Source organism: Leptolyngbya sp. Heron Island J, from assembly GCF_000482245.1.
In the GTDB taxonomy this organism is placed as follows: Bacteria; Cyanobacteriota; Cyanobacteriia; order Phormidesmidales; family Phormidesmidaceae; genus Leptothoe.
This window is the reverse complement of sequence record NZ_AWNH01000072.1, coordinates 17,689-35,633: the sequence shown is the minus strand read 5'-3', so window position 1 is coordinate 35,633 and position 17,945 is coordinate 17,689. Positions and strand designations below refer to the sequence as shown.

General features: G+C 49.1%; 14 protein-coding genes. 9 read left to right on the top strand and 5 right to left on the bottom strand.

Translation table 11 applies throughout. From position 1 onward, the window contains the following. Nucleotide 1: 1 nt before the first annotated feature. The 3 genes from N836_RS60340 to N836_RS78225 form a co-directional block, all read right to left on the bottom strand. Nucleotides 2–685, bottom strand: coding sequence for a response regulator transcription factor (locus N836_RS60340; protein WP_023074521.1), 684 nt, complete (start codon nucleotides 683–685; stop codon nucleotides 2–4). An 80-nt stretch (nucleotides 686–765) separates the two neighbouring features. Beyond that, nucleotides 766–2,163 (bottom strand): sensor histidine kinase, encoded by a 1,398-nt coding sequence (locus N836_RS60335; RefSeq protein ID WP_023074520.1) that lies wholly within the window; start codon nucleotides 2,161–2,163, stop codon nucleotides 766–768. Nucleotides 2,164–2,952: 789 nt separating this feature from the next. Continuing rightward, nucleotides 2,953–3,060 (bottom strand): hypothetical protein, encoded by a 108-nt coding sequence (locus N836_RS78225; RefSeq protein WP_235071134.1) that lies wholly within the window; start codon nucleotides 3,058–3,060, stop codon nucleotides 2,953–2,955. Nucleotides 3,061–3,745: 685 nt separating this feature from the next. Between N836_RS78225 and N836_RS60325 the strand changes: the two genes are divergently transcribed. Beyond that, nucleotides 3,746–4,534, top strand: a complete 789-nt coding sequence (locus N836_RS60325) for a hypothetical protein (RefSeq protein WP_023074518.1) — start codon at nucleotides 3,746–3,748, stop codon at nucleotides 4,532–4,534. A gap of 288 nt (nucleotides 4,535–4,822) precedes the next feature. Here the strand turns inward: N836_RS60325 and N836_RS60320 are convergent, their stop codons facing one another. Next, nucleotides 4,823–6,403, bottom strand: coding sequence for a flavin-containing monooxygenase (locus N836_RS60320; protein WP_023074517.1), 1,581 nt, complete (start codon nucleotides 6,401–6,403; stop codon nucleotides 4,823–4,825). A 25-nt stretch (nucleotides 6,404–6,428) separates the two neighbouring features. Next, nucleotides 6,429–6,575: an ADYC domain-containing protein gene (locus N836_RS78220; RefSeq protein ID WP_235071133.1), complete on the bottom strand. Its 147-nt coding sequence runs from the start codon at nucleotides 6,573–6,575 to the stop codon at nucleotides 6,429–6,431. Between the two features lie 868 nt (nucleotides 6,576–7,443). On the opposite strand from N836_RS78220, the gene arsS reads away from it, so the two are divergent. The 8 genes from arsS (at nucleotide 7,444) to N836_RS60280 (ending at nucleotide 17,805) form a co-directional block, all read left to right on the top strand. Then, nucleotides 7,444–8,445, top strand: a complete 1,002-nt coding sequence (gene arsS / locus N836_RS60315; protein WP_023074515.1) for an arsenosugar biosynthesis radical SAM (seleno)protein ArsS — start codon at nucleotides 7,444–7,446, stop codon at nucleotides 8,443–8,445. Between the two features lie 125 nt (nucleotides 8,446–8,570). Further along, complete coding sequence (locus tag N836_RS60310; protein WP_023074514.1) at nucleotides 8,571–9,269, top strand: TVP38/TMEM64 family protein; 699 nt, start codon at nucleotides 8,571–8,573, stop codon at nucleotides 9,267–9,269. 155 nt (nucleotides 9,270–9,424) lie between these two features. Next, a complete protein-coding gene (locus tag N836_RS60305) occupies nucleotides 9,425–10,102 on the top strand; it encodes a TVP38/TMEM64 family protein (RefSeq protein ID WP_023074513.1) in 678 nt (225 codons plus the stop codon). A gap of 151 nt (nucleotides 10,103–10,253) precedes the next feature. Then, nucleotides 10,254–11,861, top strand: a complete 1,608-nt coding sequence (locus N836_RS60300) for a mechanosensitive ion channel family protein (protein ID WP_152532220.1) — start codon at nucleotides 10,254–10,256, stop codon at nucleotides 11,859–11,861. 705 nt (nucleotides 11,862–12,566) lie between these two features. Beyond that, nucleotides 12,567–13,478 (top strand): gamma-carotene 1'-hydroxylase CruF, encoded by a 912-nt coding sequence (gene cruF / locus N836_RS60295; RefSeq protein WP_031293445.1) that lies wholly within the window; start codon nucleotides 12,567–12,569, stop codon nucleotides 13,476–13,478. 2 nt (nucleotides 13,479–13,480) lie between these two features. Continuing rightward, nucleotides 13,481–14,677, top strand: a complete 1,197-nt coding sequence (gene cruG, locus N836_RS60290) for a 2'-O-glycosyltransferase CruG (RefSeq protein ID WP_023074510.1) — start codon at nucleotides 13,481–13,483, stop codon at nucleotides 14,675–14,677. 535 nt (nucleotides 14,678–15,212) lie between these two features. Continuing rightward, nucleotides 15,213–15,701: a hypothetical protein gene (locus tag N836_RS60285; RefSeq protein WP_023074509.1), complete on the top strand. Its 489-nt coding sequence runs from the start codon at nucleotides 15,213–15,215 to the stop codon at nucleotides 15,699–15,701. Between the two features lie 145 nt (nucleotides 15,702–15,846). Next, nucleotides 15,847–17,805, top strand: a complete 1,959-nt coding sequence (locus N836_RS60280) for a PhoX family protein (protein ID WP_023074508.1) — start codon at nucleotides 15,847–15,849, stop codon at nucleotides 17,803–17,805. Nucleotides 17,806–17,945 lie beyond the last annotated feature (140 nt).

Below are 17,945 nucleotides of genomic sequence, written 5' to 3'. Positions count from 1 at the left end.
ATCACTCCCGCAACACGTAGCCCACGCCGCGCACGGTCTGGATTAACCGCTTCTCACCTTCCGCCTCCAGCTTTAACCGTAAATAGCGAATATACACTTCAATAATGTTGGAATCTCCCATAAAGTCATAGCCCCAGACTTTTTCTAAAATCTGGTCGCGGGTCAGCACCTGGCGAGGATGGGCGATTAAATAATCTAACAGGTCAAATTCTTTGGCGGTTAGCTCAATACCTCGGTCGCTGCGAAAGACTTCACGGGTTTTGCGGTTGAGGGTGAGGGTTTCAAACTGTAGGGCTTCAGCTTCTTGCGGATCGTTGCGGCGCAAATGGGCGCGTACGCGGGCCAGTAGTTCTTCAATACTAAAGGGCTTGACCACATAGTCATCGGCTCCAGCGTCTAACCCAGCCACGCGATCAGCCACATCATCTTTAGCAGTCAGAAAGATAATCGGCATCTGTGCGCCGGTACTGCGCAAACGGCGGCAGACTTCCACACCAGCTAATCCCGGCATCATCCAGTCGAGTAAAATCAGGTCTGGCATACTGTCGCGAGCTGCCATCAGACCGGATAAGCCATCATTAGCAATGGACACATCGTAACCTTCGTAGGAGAGTTCCATTTGCACAAATTTGGCAAGCTGGGTCTCGTCTTCGATGACCAAAATTTTGGCGGCGGTCTCTGTCATGGTGATTGACTCCGGCAATAATCCGACTCAGAAAGCAGACTAACGGTGAGTATATTGGTGAATATATTAACGTTAGGTGGCTAGGATGGCAGACTAACGGTGAATATACTACCTTCACCTGGCGTGGACTGGACCTTAATTTTTCCGCGCATGCCTTCAACTAAGGTTTTGACAATGGATAGACCTAGCCCGGTTCCCCCTGTGGCCCGTGAACGATCTTCATCAACGCGGTAAAAGGGATCAAAGATTTGGGTGAGGTCAGTCATAGGTACACCACGACCGCGATCGCAAATCTGAATCACAGCCCATTCATCTTCCTGTTTTAGCCTGACAGTTACGACCGTATTGTCTTCAGAATATTTGACACCATTGTCGATTAAATTAATCAATACCTGCTTGAGGCGATTGCGATCGGCCCGTGCCTCAATACCACCACTTTGCAGCTCCACTTTGACTCGATCGTTAGCATAGCCACACATTTCAATGGTGTTGAGAATCAATTCCTTGAGGGGCACCCGTTCAATATGGAATCGCATGTGGCCACCGTCAGCCCGCGCCAGGTCCAGCAGATCCTGCAGCATACGAATGGTGCGATCGGCCTCTGTTGCCGCAATTTCTAACCCTTCGCGCTGGGGCTCACTCAGAGTGTTACAGCGGCGCAACGTGCTTTGCAAATATCCATGCACTAGAGTCAGTGGGGTGCGCAGCTCATGGGAGACATCACTCACAAATCGACGCTGCTGATCCCAGGCGGCGGATAGCCGACCCAGCATCATGTTAAAGGCCTGGGCTAGCTCCCGTACTTCGGTGGGAGCCCGATCAAATTCTAGATGGGTATCTGCCAAATTATCAGAGCACACATTGGCTGCTAGCTCATTCATCTTGCGAATCGGTTTGATAGATTGCCGCACATAGAGGGTAATCACAATCGCCGATAAACCAATAAAGAAAATGCTGGCCAGGGTTAGGTCGCGATTAACCGTGGCAAAACTCCGCTGGTTTTGAGTAATATCATCAATGACAAACAAAATGCCCAATTCAGTGCCATTGACCACTAAAGGGGCAATACAGGCGATGAGCTGACGATCTTGAACCTCAATTGTCGATAGCTGCGTTGTGGAAGGCAGCTGGATAATTTCGTCTGCAAAGCCATCTTTTTCCCAAGAGCCCATTTCGAGCGTATCGGACTTGGCAATAATCTCTCCTTCTGGGGAGCGAATCCAAATGGCGGTATCAGCCGTTGAGCGATAGTTGATGACCTTTTGTAGAGCCTCCTGGGATGGCATTGTTTCATCCATCCAGGCTACATCCTGGCCAAATCGCTCCGCAATTTCATAGGCATTTTCCTTATGGCCCTTAATCAGGATTTGCTGCATTCTAAAGTTGCTCCAGGCGGTCATACCACCAAAACCAAGAATGGAGGCTAGCACCATGCCAGCGGTAAGACGAAATTGAATACGGCCTGGATCAAATTTCATTAGAATGACGCACAGAGTATGACAGCACAGATAGGCACTTACATCACGTCCAGGTACAACCGTTTACTTCTGCTATGGCAACACTACAGTTTTAGACCTGGACAAGGTTTGTTGCTCTGTAATGACTGTATCTAGTTAAGCTGAGATAATCCTGATAAATACCCCAGATGAAGCTAATAGAAATGGCTGAATAATGAGCTATTTTTTAGCAGTAAAACGACCAAAAATCCGTGAAGTTTGCGACTAGAACTATCTTATTTTTCTTACTTTATGGCATACATCAGCACTAGAACAGTCCATGGGGGATGTTTAAAGAGTGGCATTCACTATTAAACAAGACTCTCTGACCTTTCAGGTACTGGTGGAATTTGCTTCAAATCCCTGATTTTGCAGGATTTAGGTGGGACACCCAGGTCCTGGAATACTTTTATACATTCTTTAGAGAGGTGCCTGTGGGTTCAGTTGGCCGGTCAATCGTCAATGGTTAGACCTTGGCAAATCTGATGCTTTTATAAACTGGGCTCAACTTAAACCCTGTGGTTTTTTCTATGGTTAAGGGAACTGTTCTGTAAGGGGTAAGGTTTAAAGCAAGCATGGGTCGCTAAGTGCGATCGCATCTCCATCCGCTAGTATCTACCCATGATGTTCATGCTTGGCAACTAACCCAGGCACCTCGAAGACTTTGAATAATAGACAGTTACTATAAACAACCGTTCAGATCTTGTTGCCAATTACACAAAAATCTCTTTTTCAACACCGACATTGTCGCTTTAGCAAATAGTTCTGCCACTAGCGCTTTACACCTTTGTCCATTGCTTCTTGGGCTTGACGATCACCTCGACTCAAAATAACCCAACGTTTACAGCGGCCAGCAGCTTCATACTCTAAACTGTCCAGAACTAGCTCTAGTGTGGCGGTGAATGTTTTTCCTATCTGTCGAGACCAGCACCCACATTTAAACCGCGAGTGATCGGCAAGCCACCTGCGCTGATCAGGTATTCCAAGTTCATAAATCGCAATAGCAACCACGTTTCAACCATGGCATGACTGATTCAACAGCAAGTCAAAGTCAAAGGATAGCCAACTTCATCAGGCGACAAGTTAAGGCGGAAGTTGCAGAGGTTCTAAAGACTGAAATTGCAGACCTTGTCCATCGTCAGATCAAGACCGAGGTATCGCCATTGCCACAATTCTCAGCGAGACGCAAGCTAAAACGGGTTATGCATTGGGTGAATTGTTGAGTCCCTTTTCAATAATGTCTAGTGCAGCGAGGGCTCTGATTACGATAACTTACTCTTTTGTCCTGAATGACAAACATGAGTCTGATTACATGAGTCTTATTAAAGTGTGCGACTGCCTTAACATAGCTGTAGTATATCAGTATTCTTAATCCCCTGAGGTGAGCGGCAGCAGTGGCGGAGGTGTGAACGGGTGTTTGAGTTGTTTGATGAACGTGTGGCGGCTTAGATCAAAGCAGGTGATTGGCTAATAGATTGAAAGTTTAAATCCGACAGAGGTTACTGTTCGTACTCATTTGGACAAGGAACAGAATTTTAACAAGAGAGCTGTTTTAGGAGAAGATATGGACAGGACTTGGTCTTTGAGTTTGGCTGTTATCCCATTCTTATTAGGTACTATCGCTTGTACCCAGTCGCCCGATGCGCAGGTTGGCACCCTAGAGCTACGTGCCAACGGCGAGGACTTTATCCGGCAGGGATTTACCAGTAAAGATGGTTGGCAAATTGAGTTTGACTATGTTTATGCCAACATTCAGAACGTTATTGCCTACCAGTCAGAGCCCCCCTTCAATCCGGATACGGATGTGGAAATTGCCGCTGAAATCAATGTCTTGCTGACAGAATCAGCTAAGGTGGATCTGGCCGAGGGCAACGAAAACGCTGCCCCTATTCTTGTAAAACAGGTAGAAACGCCAGCCGGTCGCTACAATGCCTTGTCTTGGGAGCTGTTTTCAGACACCGAACCATCATTAGTGCTCATAGGCGCAGCAACCCGTGATGGTACAACGATTCCGTTTGAAATTACCATGAATCCGTCGTTAGCATTTTTCTGCGGCGATTTTGTCGGTGATCAGCGCAAAGGGATTCTAGAACCAGAGGGAACAGCTGATGTGGAAGCCACCTTTCACTTCGATCATCTTTTTGGCGATATCGATGCACCTGCAGACGAGATAATAAACCGAGGGGCGCTGGGTTTTGATCCATTTGCAGCTTTAGCACAAGATGGCGTCGTTAATTTAACACCTGAAGACCTGGAAACAAAGCTTACCAAGGTAGAGAAAATTCAGCTGGCTGATATCTACAAAGGGTTGGGACATGTCGGTGAGGGACACTGCCGCGCAGAAGAAGTTTAGACAGAATTACCATCACCGTTCAAATCCCTGCCTTATCGATCGCTGTACCGTCCTCACAGATACGCTCATGAGGCTAGCAACAGAATCATAGGTAAGTTTGTGGTCAAAAAAAGGAGCCCCACCCACCCAAAAGAAAACACCCCTAGCAAAAGTCAGGGGTGTGGTGTTCGATGAGTTTCAACTAGACAAAAAGACGAACCTCACAGCCATAGTTCCGTGTCAGCTACTTTTTGTAGACCTTCGTCTAGGTCATGGTTTATACCCAGTCGGTAACCTGTAGGTATGGAATTAGGTATCCACGGGCATCACCTGCCGCACAATGCCCTTTGCTCTGCGTTTCTTACACCGCTCTAGGTACTCAGCGATTATACTGCGATAGTCCGTGGGACCATAGCGCATGAACAGCTCAGCTGCAACGTTGGGTAGCTTACGCCATTGCGAGATCCCAAGATCTTGCAAAAGCACGTCGAGATATTGCTGGTAACGGGTATTGACCGCGAGATTGTAAGTAGCCTCGAAGGCAGTGTGTTCTCGTTTCCACTGTGCAACACGTTTCGCTGAGGTCGTCATCTCCTCTGGCGATGGTAACTTCAGATCGCCACGAAAGACCGCCACGAGCCAAAGTGCTCCTACCTCGCAGGTAGCGATATGAAGGAAGCCATGATTGTATCCAGCAAATCCCAGTCGAGGTATCTTTGGATGGATCAAATGACGGTATAGAGCGGGCCCGCCTGCCTGGTTCTCAAGGTATGTACGATACGTATCTGGTAGGTAGGAATAGGTGGGAGGCTTGTTGCCAACACAAATACACACCAGATCGGTGTCGATGTGTTCGCCCGTCGATAACCTAATACCAGTCTCGCTGAAGGATTCAACCTGTGCCTGCCGAGCTAGAATCCGTCCGTGGGCAACGTGGTGATAGTAGTCCGGCGGAGCCAAAGCGGTGGCGCTTCGTAGGTCAGTCGTAAGCTGGGACTTGGGTGGAATAACCACGTCAAGGACACTGTTTGATTTACCCCCGAGCTTGGCATCGCGTCGATATTGAAACTGAAAGAGAGTTGCGATGAACCACCAGAAGAGCTGAACCACACCACCGAGGTAGTTGTGAAGGAACTTCTGTAGCATGGAACTATGAATCCAGGAGGGCATCATATCGCTGCCGAAGCGGGCAAAGAAGAGGCGGCTGTAATCGATGCCCAGAGGATAGTCGGGGATCGTCCAGCGAGGCGTCCTGAAGACATGAACGGTCTGCGCAGCGCGTGGGGCACTCCACGTCGCGTAGTCAAGGGCGGTTTTGCCAAAACCAACCATCACCACCCGTTTACCGTCGAAGAGCTCGTGGGAATCAATGTTGGTGACGATCTGTCCCTTGAAGCGGTCGAGGTTTTCGAAAGGCGGAAGCCACTTTTCCTTGCCGCCTGGGTATTGCCCAGTGGCGATGACGACGTAGGAGAAAACCTCAGTCTTCGCTTCATTGTTGATGCTGAGCGCCCATCCCGAATCGGTTTCTACCATACGGGTTACTCGGTGTTCAAGCCGGATATCAAGCTCGAAGGCCTCAGCGGCGGCTCGGATATAGCAGAGTATCTGCTCACTGGTGGGGTGGCGATCCGGTTTGAAGGGCCAGGGAAACTCTCCAAATTGATATTGCGGTGACGTGTTTTGAAGCGTCACACCAGGGTAGGTCTTGGTCCACTGACCACCGATGGTGTCGGAGGCTTCGAAGATCGTCACGTCGTAGCCGCATTTCTTCCAGACATTCCCGACAGCCACACCGGAGACTCCGGCACCAATGATGGCTATCCGTTCAGATCCATCTACTCGCCTATCCGTTTCTCCTGAGTTGGCACCCTGGGCACTCTCTCTCATGTCTTAGTCTCCTTGGTGAATATGCCTAACTACTACGAGTACAGGCCTGGTGAAATGGCTGCAAAGAATAGCCTTGTTCTGTTTGTTGGGGATGGTAACCCCAGAGCGCACATTTACCGATTACCCCGCTGGTACAGGCATTAGTCTGGTCACTCCCAGCGTAGTTGCACAAACTAGCGTTGTTAAGGAAAATAGTTTCATGATGAGATTCCTCAGATGTAGTTCTAATCTTGCTAAAAGCAATGAGTTCACTCTAGTAAACTGGACGCTCCCGTAGTGTTCCTGCAGCGTTCCCACAGCGTTCTTGTATTACATCAGAACGACTTTTGGTCTTTTGAAGGGTTGAAAACCGTGTGTTATGCAGCTGACTGACTAACTTTTGTCAGTCAGTCAGGGGGTTCGAGTAACCATGCGGGTCGTTGACGATATCCTTGAAACCACTATCGATTGCGACGCGATGAGGGCGGAAAGGATGATTCTCATGGGGGACTGATGTGTGTGTCCTATATCTGATGTGTGCGTCCTATATACAGTACTGCTGGTGCTCGGTGCCTCAGGGGTTATTTACTGCAACAGTAAAACCCCCAGCAAAAGCCAGGGGCATTGTGTCTTGAATGAAAATCGTATCTACTTAAGAGAGTTGATAGGGCTTAGCTCATTTGCTGTCCGGCTTCGGCGGGAATGTGCCTTAAAAATAAATCATTCCACCGCCCCGAAGCAGAGCGCATCAAAGTCGCTCCGCTTTTAGGAAAACATTGGCTTCACTAATCAGCCTGGCGACTTCCTTATCGGTCAACGGCTTAGCCATAGGATTAAAACTTTGATTAATACAATCGAACATAGCCGCACATTTTTAAGTACGCAAAGACAGCTAAAATGCACTGACGTATCAGCCGAATCCTTTTGCTGTACGGCAATTCGGCAATCTTATCATTTTCCTGCTTTGCTTTCAGGAAAAATTCAGCAAGGTATCGTTCAATGACAGTCATGGAAGTAAACCTTCCTGGCTGCGTTATCTAAACTACCCATTTATCTAGGCTATGGTCCAGTCAAAAATTGCTCCGCAGACAATACCCAGTTTTGAGGCTGCTTTAGGTCAACCATTGACCAAAACTAATATCACTGTTTTACAAATCAATTTAGGCCGCAAATGCAACCTCAGCTGTAGTCACTGTCATGTGGAAGCTGGACCGCAACGTACTGAGGAACTATCCCCTGAGGTCTGTGACCAGCTAGTGGATATGATTCATCGCTTTCCACAAATTCAAACGGTGGATTTGACCGGCGGTGCCCCAGAGATGAACTATGGGTTTCGTCCCATTGTGGCAGCAGCTCGTAATCAGGGAAAAGAAGTCATTGTGCGTTCAAATTTGACAATCTTTTTTGAGCCTGGCTATGAGGATCTGCCTGATTATTTTGCTCAAAACCAGCTGCGGGTCGTAGCCTCACTTCCCTGTTATCTAGAAGATAACGTCGATAAGATGCGAGGCCAGGGGGTATATCAAGACTCCATTCAGGCTCTGCAGTTGCTCAATCAAAAAGGTTACGGTCACGATCCAAATCTCATTATTGATCTGGTCTATAACCCACCCGTGCCAACGTCCGAAAACTTTTCTCTAACTCCAGGGCAAGGTGGCTTAGAGAAAGACTATAAGGCTTACCTCTACGAGCATTTTGGTATTCGGTTTAATAGTCTATTTACCATTACCAACCTGCCCATTGGCCGTACCAAATTTCACCTGAAACATCGTCAGCTCCACGAGCCCTACTTACACTTTTTAGCCAAGCATCACAATGCCGGCACCGTCGCGCATTTGATGTGTCGCAATGAGCTATCGGTTGACTATTTGGGCCAGGTGTATGACTGCGACTTTAACCAAATGGAGGGATTACCGGCACTGGATGCCCAGGGACAGCCGCTCACAATCAAGTCTTTACTTGAGCGGGGCACGCTGAATGTCATCGACCATGTGCAAACAAGATCCTATTGTTTTGGCTGTACCGCTGGCAGTGGTTCTAGCTGTGGTGGGTCTTTGGTCTAAGCCAGGCAATGGCGGCCTAGAATACGTTTTTCTCAAAAAAAATTACAGGAGTATGGGTAATGAAACGTTCTGGAATCATCTCTGGCAGACATCTGCCAAAATTGACTAAATTGCTATTCAAATCTATGGCATTGGCTGTTATGGGAATGGTGTTACTGACAGCCGCTCCAGCTATGGCTCAAGAAGCGGCTGGCGGCATTCAAGGGACATTACAAAACGCGCTGAATTGGATTGAAGGCTTGGGAGCAATTGCCCCCATTGTCTTTATCATCATGTACATCGTCATCACCGTTTCGTTCTTGCCAGCATCGGTGGTGACTCTGGGGGCTGGGGCCGTCTTTGGCATTGTCAAAGGCACCATCCTAGTTTTTATTGGGGCCATGCTAGGGGCAACGGCTGCGTTTTTAATTGGTCGCTATCTAGCCCGCGATTGGGTATCCCAAAAGGTGGCTGGCAATCGTATTTTTAAGGCTATCTACGATGCCATTGAAAAAGAAGGTCGCAAGATTATCTTTTTGGTGCGTCTGTCGCCGGCGTTTCCGTTTAATTTACTAAACTATGCCCTAGGACTAACGAATGTGTCCCTGACTGACTATGTGCTCGGTACAGTCGGCATTTTACCTGGAACAATTTTATACGTGTACCTCGGTGGTGTTGTCGGTAGCGCTGCGGCTGGCCAACAGAGAACTCCGGCTGAGTGGGCGTTCTTAATCATCGGACTGGTGGCTACCTTTGCCGTTGTCTTTATTGTTACTAAGGTTGCTCGCAAATCACTGCAAGAATCACTGCCCGAAACGTCTCAAACGACACCTGTTGAGTCTTAGTTCAAACCCAGAAACAGATGCAAGTTTGATGTCTGAGGTTTAAGTAATTTCTCATAACAAGCTATGGTGGTTGCAAGTCTTTTTTGGCAAATCCGTTTTTGGTTACTTCAGCTGCCATAGTTTTTTAATACTCATATTTTTTTATCCGTATCGCCATGGTCCGAAAAAAATATGTTTGGGGTCTGTTGGTTATCGCGGCAATTGCCCCTATTTCTTGGCGATTAACCCGAATTTTATTTGACCATCAGGCATTAACAGATCTGTTGCACAGTGCTGGTAACTGGCAGATTCCAGTTTTTCTGGGAGCCCATACGTTGGCGGCTTCTGTTGGAGTGCCAGGCACGGTGCTGGTTATCCTGGGAGGGGCTTTATTTGGTTTAGTCTGGGGCACCCTGTGGTCAATTATTGGCGCGACCGTTGGGGCAGTGGTAGCCTTCTGGCTGGCTCGTTATTTACTCCATGGTTGGTTTAAGCGCCGATTTTGCAGCCATCCTCGATTTCAGGGGGTTTATAAACGGTTGGACCACACGATGCAGCAACAGGCGCTGACCTGTGTGTTGGCTATCCGATTTGCGCCGATTTCACCTTTTAATGTAGTGAATTTCTTATTTGGTCTGACCAACATTGCGGTCACTCCCTATGCCGTGGGTACGCTGATTGGCATTATTCCAGGCACCATGGCCTATACCTGGTTGGGGGTAACTGGAGTTGACGCTTTGCGGGGGGGGGATTGGTGGCCCGTTATCCTCTGCTTGAGCCTGTTGATGGTGCTCTCGCTGATGCCGCTATTTGCCAAAAAATATCGCCGCAGTGGTTCTGACAGGTCCTGTTAAAAAAATGTAGGATAGGCCCAGACCGATAGCGTAGCGGACAGTGTTAGGGCGATTTTTTGAGCGGCACGTTAGAAAACGTCAGCAACGCTGGCGGATAGCCCGCAGATTTGTGCTGGGTATCTTGATATGTCTGATATTCAGTCTCCCAGTTGTGATATCCCCTGATTCCTTAGCCCAGGGGGCTAAGGACCAGGAAAGTACTGTACAAGTAGACGATATTTCGACTGCGTGGATTGTGGTAGAAGGCCAGCGTCTGTTCCAGGTGGCAGAGACTCAGGAGCTGACCGAAAACCAGAGGGCCCAGGGGATTAACTGGGAGCTGATGGAATTGGTGAAATCTAGCGATCCGCTGTCGGTGAAGGTGGATGATTCTGGCTATACACCGATTATTTATAATGGCTTTTCGCCATTATCAGGACGACAGTTGCTGTCAGTGACTGCTAGCGATCTGCGGGCGATGGAACCGCCAGTTAATGTTAAGGAGGAAACTCTAGACCGTCAGGCCAGGGTCTGGGCGGCTGAGATTGAGGCGGGGGTGGCTCAAGCGCGGCTGGAACGTAGCGGTGATTATTTGGTGCAGGCGACGGTCACATCCCTGGCGGTGTTGTTGGCGGCGATGGCGTTTCATTATTTGCTGGGTTATCTCTGGCGACGCTACCTGTCGCCGCTGCTGCCGGTCACGACTGCTCAACCTCAGCCAGGTAGCACAGGGGTGGGGCGGCCTCAGTTTTCGATGGCGCGGTTTGGTGCTCAGCTGTTGCTGTTGTTGCTGCGTCTGGTGACCTGGCTGTCGGCATTGTTGTTTGTGGTCAATCAGTTTCGGGTGACGCGGGCCTGGGCCAATCGGCTGCAAGATAGGCTAGTGGCGATTTTTGTGGGTCAGTCGTTGCCGCTGGGGGAAACACAGCTTTCAATTGCTGAAATTTTGTTTCTGTTGGGGTGGTTAGGGGGCTTGATCTTACTGGCTAAAATTGCGACAAATGTGTTGCGATCGCGCCTCTTGCAAACCTCTGGACTCAGCCTGGGCATGCAGGCGGCCATTTCTATTTTGATCCGCTATGCCATTCTATTTGTTGGCATCATCGCCATATTGCAGCTGTGGGGCATTGATCTTAGCTCTTTGACCTTGTTGGCCAGTGCCCTGGGTGTGGGCCTGGGTTTGGGCTTGCAAAATATTGCTAAGGATATTAGCAGCGGTCTGGTGCTGGTATTTGAGCGGCCGATTCAGGTGGGAGACTTTATTGAACTGGGTGGCCGCATGGGGCGAGTGGATCGCATCGGCCCTCGCAGCACGGACATTCGTACCCTGGATCAGGTGTCGATTATTGTGCCCAACTCCCGGTTTCTAGAGCAGGATGTAATCAACTGGAGCCATCGTAATCCGTTGTCCCGCATTCATATCCCGGTGGGGGTGGCCTATGGTAGCGACCCACAAACGGTTAAGGCCGTATTGCTTCAAGTGGGGCGCGAACATCCCGATGTGGTGGCAGCTCCAGCATCTCAAGTATTTCTGATGGGGTTTGGCGATAACTCAATGGATTTTGAACTGCTGGTGTGGATTCGTAGACCCCAGGATCATCCGCAGATTCGTAGTGATTTAAATTTTGCGATCGCAGCCGCCTTCCGCAAAGTCAGTATTGAAATTCCCTTTCCCCAGCGTGATGTTCACTTACCCCAAGGCGCATTGCCAGTGACACTTTCAGACGATAGCTTGAGTAAGCTTGCCAAACATCATCACTCGGAGAATAGTAAGCCTTAGTTTGCTATGCATATCTTGGTCCCAGACTAGTGATCAATCCACCGGGCACAGCTCAGGCTGTTGTCAGTGATTAGGGTGTATTGTGGTGATTATCTGGGAAAAACCAGTTGTTGTTAGGCTCCCGCGCTTAAATAATGCCCTGTTTGGTACTGGGAGAGTCGGCTAATGAGATTGTTCCAGTTATTAGATGGGGTTGGATCAGTAGTTGCGATCGCATCAAATCACCAGCCAAATTTGGATTCTGTATCCCCGATTTCTTTTAAGCGGTTTAGCTTGCCCTATGATGTGCCTATAATAGGAACGTAAACTTTTATAAAGCACCCGCTCTGATAAAGATAATCTGTCGAATCGTTCTATCTGAGTCGAGCAGACAAAGTTAATGCCGTTACTGATTTAGAGGATGAACCGATCTGTGAGCCACGCCATATACCAGCATCTTGCAGATGAAATCATAGTTCGAATCAGCAATGCCAAATAAATAATCTTGCTAATTTAGCGATCTGATATAACAACTGCCTTTCAAAAATCCGATAACAGCTCTGGCACTGTTGGAGCTGTCCATGTTGGGCTCGGGCCCTTGAGCAACCTGGGCTCGGGTTCTGTGGTGCTGGAACTATGTCTAGCACTGTATTGACTAACAAAAGCATTCTGTCTTCTTCTCCAATCGTGATGCCTGGATTGGATTAATTTTTGAGGTTTATTTCTATGGGCTGGTTGATACATGCAGAAAAGTGGTGCCTGCGGGGCCACATAATTTCCATGGCATTTGGTTTAGCTGGGCTACTTTGGGTAATGCCCCATCCAGAAATTTTGGAATATTTACCAGCAGGCCCTACCCTCTATCGGTGGAGTTTGGCCGGCGGTGGCGTGGCGTATATTCTGATGGGTTTGGTGGCGGTCTGTCTTTATTGTTATCGAACCATTGGACTCAAGGCCCTGATGACGTTTTTGATAGCCGCTGTTGCTGTGTCCTTATCCAGTGAGTTGTTAGGAACAAGTACAGGGCTGCCATTCGGAGAGTATAGCTATCTGAATGGCCTGGGCTATAAGATTGCTGGCCTAGTACCATTTACCATCCCCCTATCCTGGTTCTATCTGGGCATCTCTTGCTATTTATTGGCGCGGGGCGGTTTACTGAAGCTGGGCGGCTCCCGGTTTTGGTCATTGCTGGCCCTGGCGACAGGTGCTTTGTTGCTAATGTCCTGGGATTTTGTCCTTGATCCAGCCATGAGTCAAACGGCGATGCCATTCTGGTACTGGCATACACCGGGTGCGTTCTTTGGGATGCCCTATCAGAATTTTGCGGGCTGGTTTGTTACCGGGCTGACGTTTATGACCATAGCGGCTGTATCTTGGCGCGGTAATTCTCGGGTGCATGGGTTAACCCGATCTCAACTCACAATGCCCTTAATCATCTACATTGCAAATTTTACGTTTGCGATGGTGATGAGTCTGGCGGGCGAGATTTATCCCCCAGTACTGTTGGGACTACTGGTGGGCGTGCTGCCAGCACTTTTATGCTGGTTGGCCGCACCGGCTGATAGTAGCGTGGTGATGTTGCCCATGGGGGTATCTCCCTTAGATGCGATGACCGCTGCTGGAATCTCGGAGTCGTGATTATGACCACTGGTTGGCTGGTGGGGGTGGATGGGGTGGATGGGATCAGTGCGATCGCGCTGATTCTTCTAGCGATACAGCTACCCGCCGTGATGGTGCTGTTGTCACGGTTGTTAAAAGGCCCCACCCGTCGCCGTCCCTTGCAGCCTCGCTCAGCCATACCTACTCAGTCAGGGACCGTCAGTGTTGTTGTCCCGACCCTCAATGAAGCACAGCGCATTACTCCTTGTCTCAAAGGGCTTACCCGTCAGACCGAGGAAGTTCGCGAAATTGTAGTCGTCGACAGCCGCTCCACCGATGGTACCCCTGACTTAGTCAAAGCAGCCCAAAAGCACGATCCTCGATTTCGTCTGTTGACGGATGACCCATTACCCCCAACCTGGGTCGGTCGTCCGTGGGCGCTGCACTATGGCTATACCCATAGTTCGCCCCAAAGCACATGGGTGCTAGGGATTGATGCCGACACCCAGCCACAGCCCGGCTTAGTGGCCGCGCTAATATCTGCTGCTGAAGCCGACAATTATGATGTCGTCTCCCTATCACCTCAATTTATCCTGCAGACACCCGGTGAGATTTGGCTACAGCCGGCGCTATTAATGACCCTGGTATATCGTTTTGGCCCTGCAGGTGCGCCTGATGATGGCGCAGAGCGAGTAATGGCTAACGGCCAGTGCTTTTTGTGTCGCCGGGAACTGTTGGATAAAATTGGCGGTTATACTGCCGCCAGAAAATCTTTTTGTGATGATGTTACCCTGGCTCGTTATGCCGCCCAGACCGGGGCAAAAGTAGGCTTTTGGGATGGTGCATTTCTGCTAAAGGTGCGGATGTATGAAGGCTGGAAAGAGACCTGGAGAGAATGGGGCCGCTCCCTTGACCTGAAGGATGCATCGTCCAGCGGTCAGGTTTGGAGTGATCTTTGGTTTTTAGCAAGTGTGCAGGCGCTACCGTGGCTGAGTCTACCAATGTTGCTGCTAGGGCAGTCCAGCCCAACCATACAGCTAGCCTTGCTCCTCAATGGCCTCCTCATTACAGCTCGGTTTGCCCTTCAGGTTGCCATCTTGTCTTCCTATGATTTAAGCCAGGCTCAGGGGCGCTGGTTGTTTTGGCTATCTCCCCTAGCCGATCCCCTGGCAGTATTACGGATTGGGCTCTCTTCATTTCGTACCCCCACCACCTGGCGAGGGCGTCAGTACACCTGATCGGCAGCAACACTAAGTTCAAAGTGTCTGTTAGCTGCTCGAAGCTTTGCTAAAGCAGGTCCGCTAGCAGGTACAAAGTTGATTAGAACAATTTAGAAGCCTAAATTTTACGGCTGCAGGCATCCTCTATATTCTTTTATGGTTTGCCATAGATGCTATGGCTCATATAGATTAATTCAATAGACTGAGACACAAGTTTATGTATATTTGCTGAAACAACATGAAGCTAGCGTTAAAGCTCAAAAGTCTTACCCTTAAAGTTAATTGACTGGTTAAAGCACTAAATCCTTTCGACGGACCCTTTTGTAGCTTTTATAACATTGCAGCACAATGTTCCCTTTAACTATATAAAAACTCTCATTAACCTCCTATTAACCTGCAAAAAGGGTGTTTATGGAACCATATGACGTGGGGATGAGTGGGCTAGGTTAAAAGCTGACGCTACCTGAATTTTTAATCGCATAAGTATTGCCAAATTATGTTGGTCAATCGTCTTTTTATATGCTCTAGCAGACTTTTGCAGAGCTGTTTCTCTGTGGCTGCATGTTTTATTGGCACAGTATCTATCATCGGTTTTTCAGAATCGGCGTTGGCTAATGCGGACAGGCCTGTCCTTTTGGATATGCCTATCTACAGTCGACTCTCTAGTGACGACTTAGTCAATCAAGCTGAGTCTATGGTTAGTCAAGAAATTGACCTTTATTTTGGTACAAATCCTAACCATGCCGAAGTCGAGATTGTTGTGCTGGGTAATCGTAATGGTGACATCATCCCAATTCTGACTACCACCGTTTCTCGAACACAGTGGCAGGAAAATCCACAGGTGAGTGCCTGGACAGAGTATTACAGTTCCTATGCTTTGATCCGAAGACATGATAGCCAGCCAACTCAGGTAGCAGCCAGGCCATCTCGTCGCTCTACAACTGCTGCGTCACGGGATTTGTCTGCTCAGTTTGATCAACAGTTTGACTCCGGTCAACTCAGTGGTCGAATTGTGCGGTCCTATTTGGATCTTGTGGATTAGCGTTTCGCAACAAGGTGCCTTTAGCCAGAGGGTTTCTTATTAGGAGACTGCCACTTGTCAGCTTGAAAGGTCCAGCTTCGAAGGGTTTAAGCCCCCTTACTTTTTGATAGTGCAACTACGATTCAAGAGAGGAGATCAAGTTCCCATGCTTCATGATGACAAGCCCAGCAATCGATCGGGTAATCGCCCTTTTCACGATGTATTGAAGGCAAACATGTCACGGCGCAATATGCTAAAGCGCAGTGCTGTCTTGTCTGCCGCAAGTTTTGCTAGTGCGCTTGTAGGCAACGGTTTAACCAGCAAAACCGCCGCGGCAAGTTCTTCTGGAACTAGTTTCGGCGGATCTCTTGTTGCTCAGAGCTTTAATCCTGAGATTGGCTTTAGTCCAGTGACTATTGCAGAGGCCATTGTGGACAGCAGAGTGCCCCACATCTCCTCTGACTACCAGTACGATGTCCTGATTCCGTGGGGAACTCCGCTGGAGTCTGGCGTCCCAGAATATGCCGGTGATCCAGTCAACCGAACTACCGCTGATGCTCAACTAAAGCAAGTGGGTATTGGTCACGACGGGATGCACTTCTTCCCTGAGAATGGCACCAGCAACACAAAGGGTGTACTGTGCATTAACCACGAGTTTGGCCGTACCCCCCATGTCCTGGGCAAGGATCTTCCTGAGTCGCTGGCAGACGTTCGCACGATGGAACATGCCCACGGCGTTGCCTGTGTGGAAATTGAGAAAGTTAACGGTACGTGGCAGGTGGTATTGGACAGCCCCAAGAACCGTCGAGTTACCTTCAACACACCGGTTGATTTCAGCGGCCCTGCAGCCAATAGCTCTCTATTGCAAAATCCTGCTGGTAATGAGTTCCAGGGAACCGTCAATAACTGTGCCAACGGCTTCACACCTTGGGGCACTTACCTGACCTGTGAAGAAAACTTTAACGGCTACTTCAACAACTCTCAAGTCGACCAGTCTAACCCTCCCGATGACCCTGCCTTGGGTGAGGGAAGCCCTCTCACCGGGGCTGATGAGCGCTACGGTGTAACGGCTGAAGGCTTTGGGTATGCATGGGGTGGTAACAATGGCACCGTTTTTGACGTCCGTTGTGATACCTCTAATCCTGGTTATGTGAATGAGCGTAATCGCTTTGGATGGGTTGTGGAAATTGATCCAGAAAACCCAACTGCAAAGCCTGTGAAGCGGACGGCGATGGGTCGCTTTAAGCACGAAGGTGTTGGCGGGGCCGTGGGTGCAGGTGGTCGTTACGTTGGTTACATGGGTGATGACCAGCGCTTCGACTACTGTTATAAGTTTGTGTCTCAGACAAGCTGGCGTTCCATGGTTGCCCGTGGCCTGAGTCCATTGGACTACGGTAAGCTATATGTCGCGAAGTTCAATGATGATAATACCGGCGAGTGGATGGAAATTACATACAGTAATCCTGCCATCCGTGATGCTGTAGACGAACAGGGACAACCTCTATTTAGAAATCAGGGAGATGTCCTGGTATTTACTCGTGTGGCGGCTGACATCTTGGGAGCAACACCCATGGATCGTCCTGAGTGGGTAACCGTCGGACCAACTAGTGATTGTTTCTGGGCGATGACCAACAACAGCCGACGTGAAACAGCAGATGCTGTGAATCTCCGGGCCCCCAACCCCGATGGTTACATTCTAAAAACACGGGACTCAAATAATCACGTTGGCACCACATTTACCTGGGAACACTTCATCTTCTCAGACGAGACCCACGCTGAAGGCGACGAACGGACGTTCAGCGATCCCGATGGTCTATGGGCTGACCCGGATGGGCGTTTGTTCATTGAAACCGATGGTGGTCAGAAGAAGGGGCTGCAAGACCAGTGCCTGGTCGCTAATCCTGAAACAGGTGATATTCGTCGTCTTTTTGTTGGTGTTAGCGGTGATGAAATCACTGGCATCGCATATACGCCTGATCGTAAGACTCTGTTTATCAACACCCAGCACCCCGGTAACGGCGATCCAACAGAAACAAACTTCCCGGCACCGACTGATGGCATTACGATTCCTCGCGACTGTACGATTGTCATCACCCGTAAGGATGGCGGCATTGTTGGCTCGTAGTTAGTAGCCCTCCCTGTTCTGGCTGAAGTCAGGACAGGGAATCTAATGGGGGATTTGGCGCAGTTTGGCCTATTACTTTCGATTTTTGTTGCCGGTCTCATTAGGCATCGGCAACGTCTGGAGTTTTATCAATAGATAGA

Bases quoted from the DNA above. Each gene is read 5' to 3' on its own strand.
- N836_RS60340 (WP_023074521.1), bottom strand. From the start codon at position 685: ATGACAGAGACCGCCGCCAAAATTTTGGTCATCGAAGACGAGACCCAG.
- N836_RS60335 (WP_023074520.1), bottom strand. From the start codon at position 2,163: ATGAAATTTGATCCAGGCCGTATTCAATTTCGTCTTACCGCTGGCATG.
- N836_RS60325 (WP_023074518.1), top strand. From the start codon at position 3,746: ATGGACAGGACTTGGTCTTTGAGTTTGGCTGTTATCCCATTCTTATTA.
- N836_RS60320 (WP_023074517.1), bottom strand. From the start codon at position 6,403: ATGAGAGAGAGTGCCCAGGGTGCCAACTCAGGAGAAACGGATAGGCGA.
- arsS (WP_023074515.1), top strand. From the start codon at position 7,444: ATGGTCCAGTCAAAAATTGCTCCGCAGACAATACCCAGTTTTGAGGCT.
- N836_RS60310 (WP_023074514.1), top strand. From the start codon at position 8,571: ATGGCATTGGCTGTTATGGGAATGGTGTTACTGACAGCCGCTCCAGCT.
- N836_RS60305 (WP_023074513.1), top strand. From the start codon at position 9,425: ATGGTCCGAAAAAAATATGTTTGGGGTCTGTTGGTTATCGCGGCAATT.
- cruF (WP_031293445.1), top strand. From the start codon at position 12,567: ATGGGCTGGTTGATACATGCAGAAAAGTGGTGCCTGCGGGGCCACATA.
- cruG (WP_023074510.1), top strand. From the start codon at position 13,481: ATGACCACTGGTTGGCTGGTGGGGGTGGATGGGGTGGATGGGATCAGT.
- N836_RS60280 (WP_023074508.1), top strand. From the start codon at position 15,847: ATGCTTCATGATGACAAGCCCAGCAATCGATCGGGTAATCGCCCTTTT.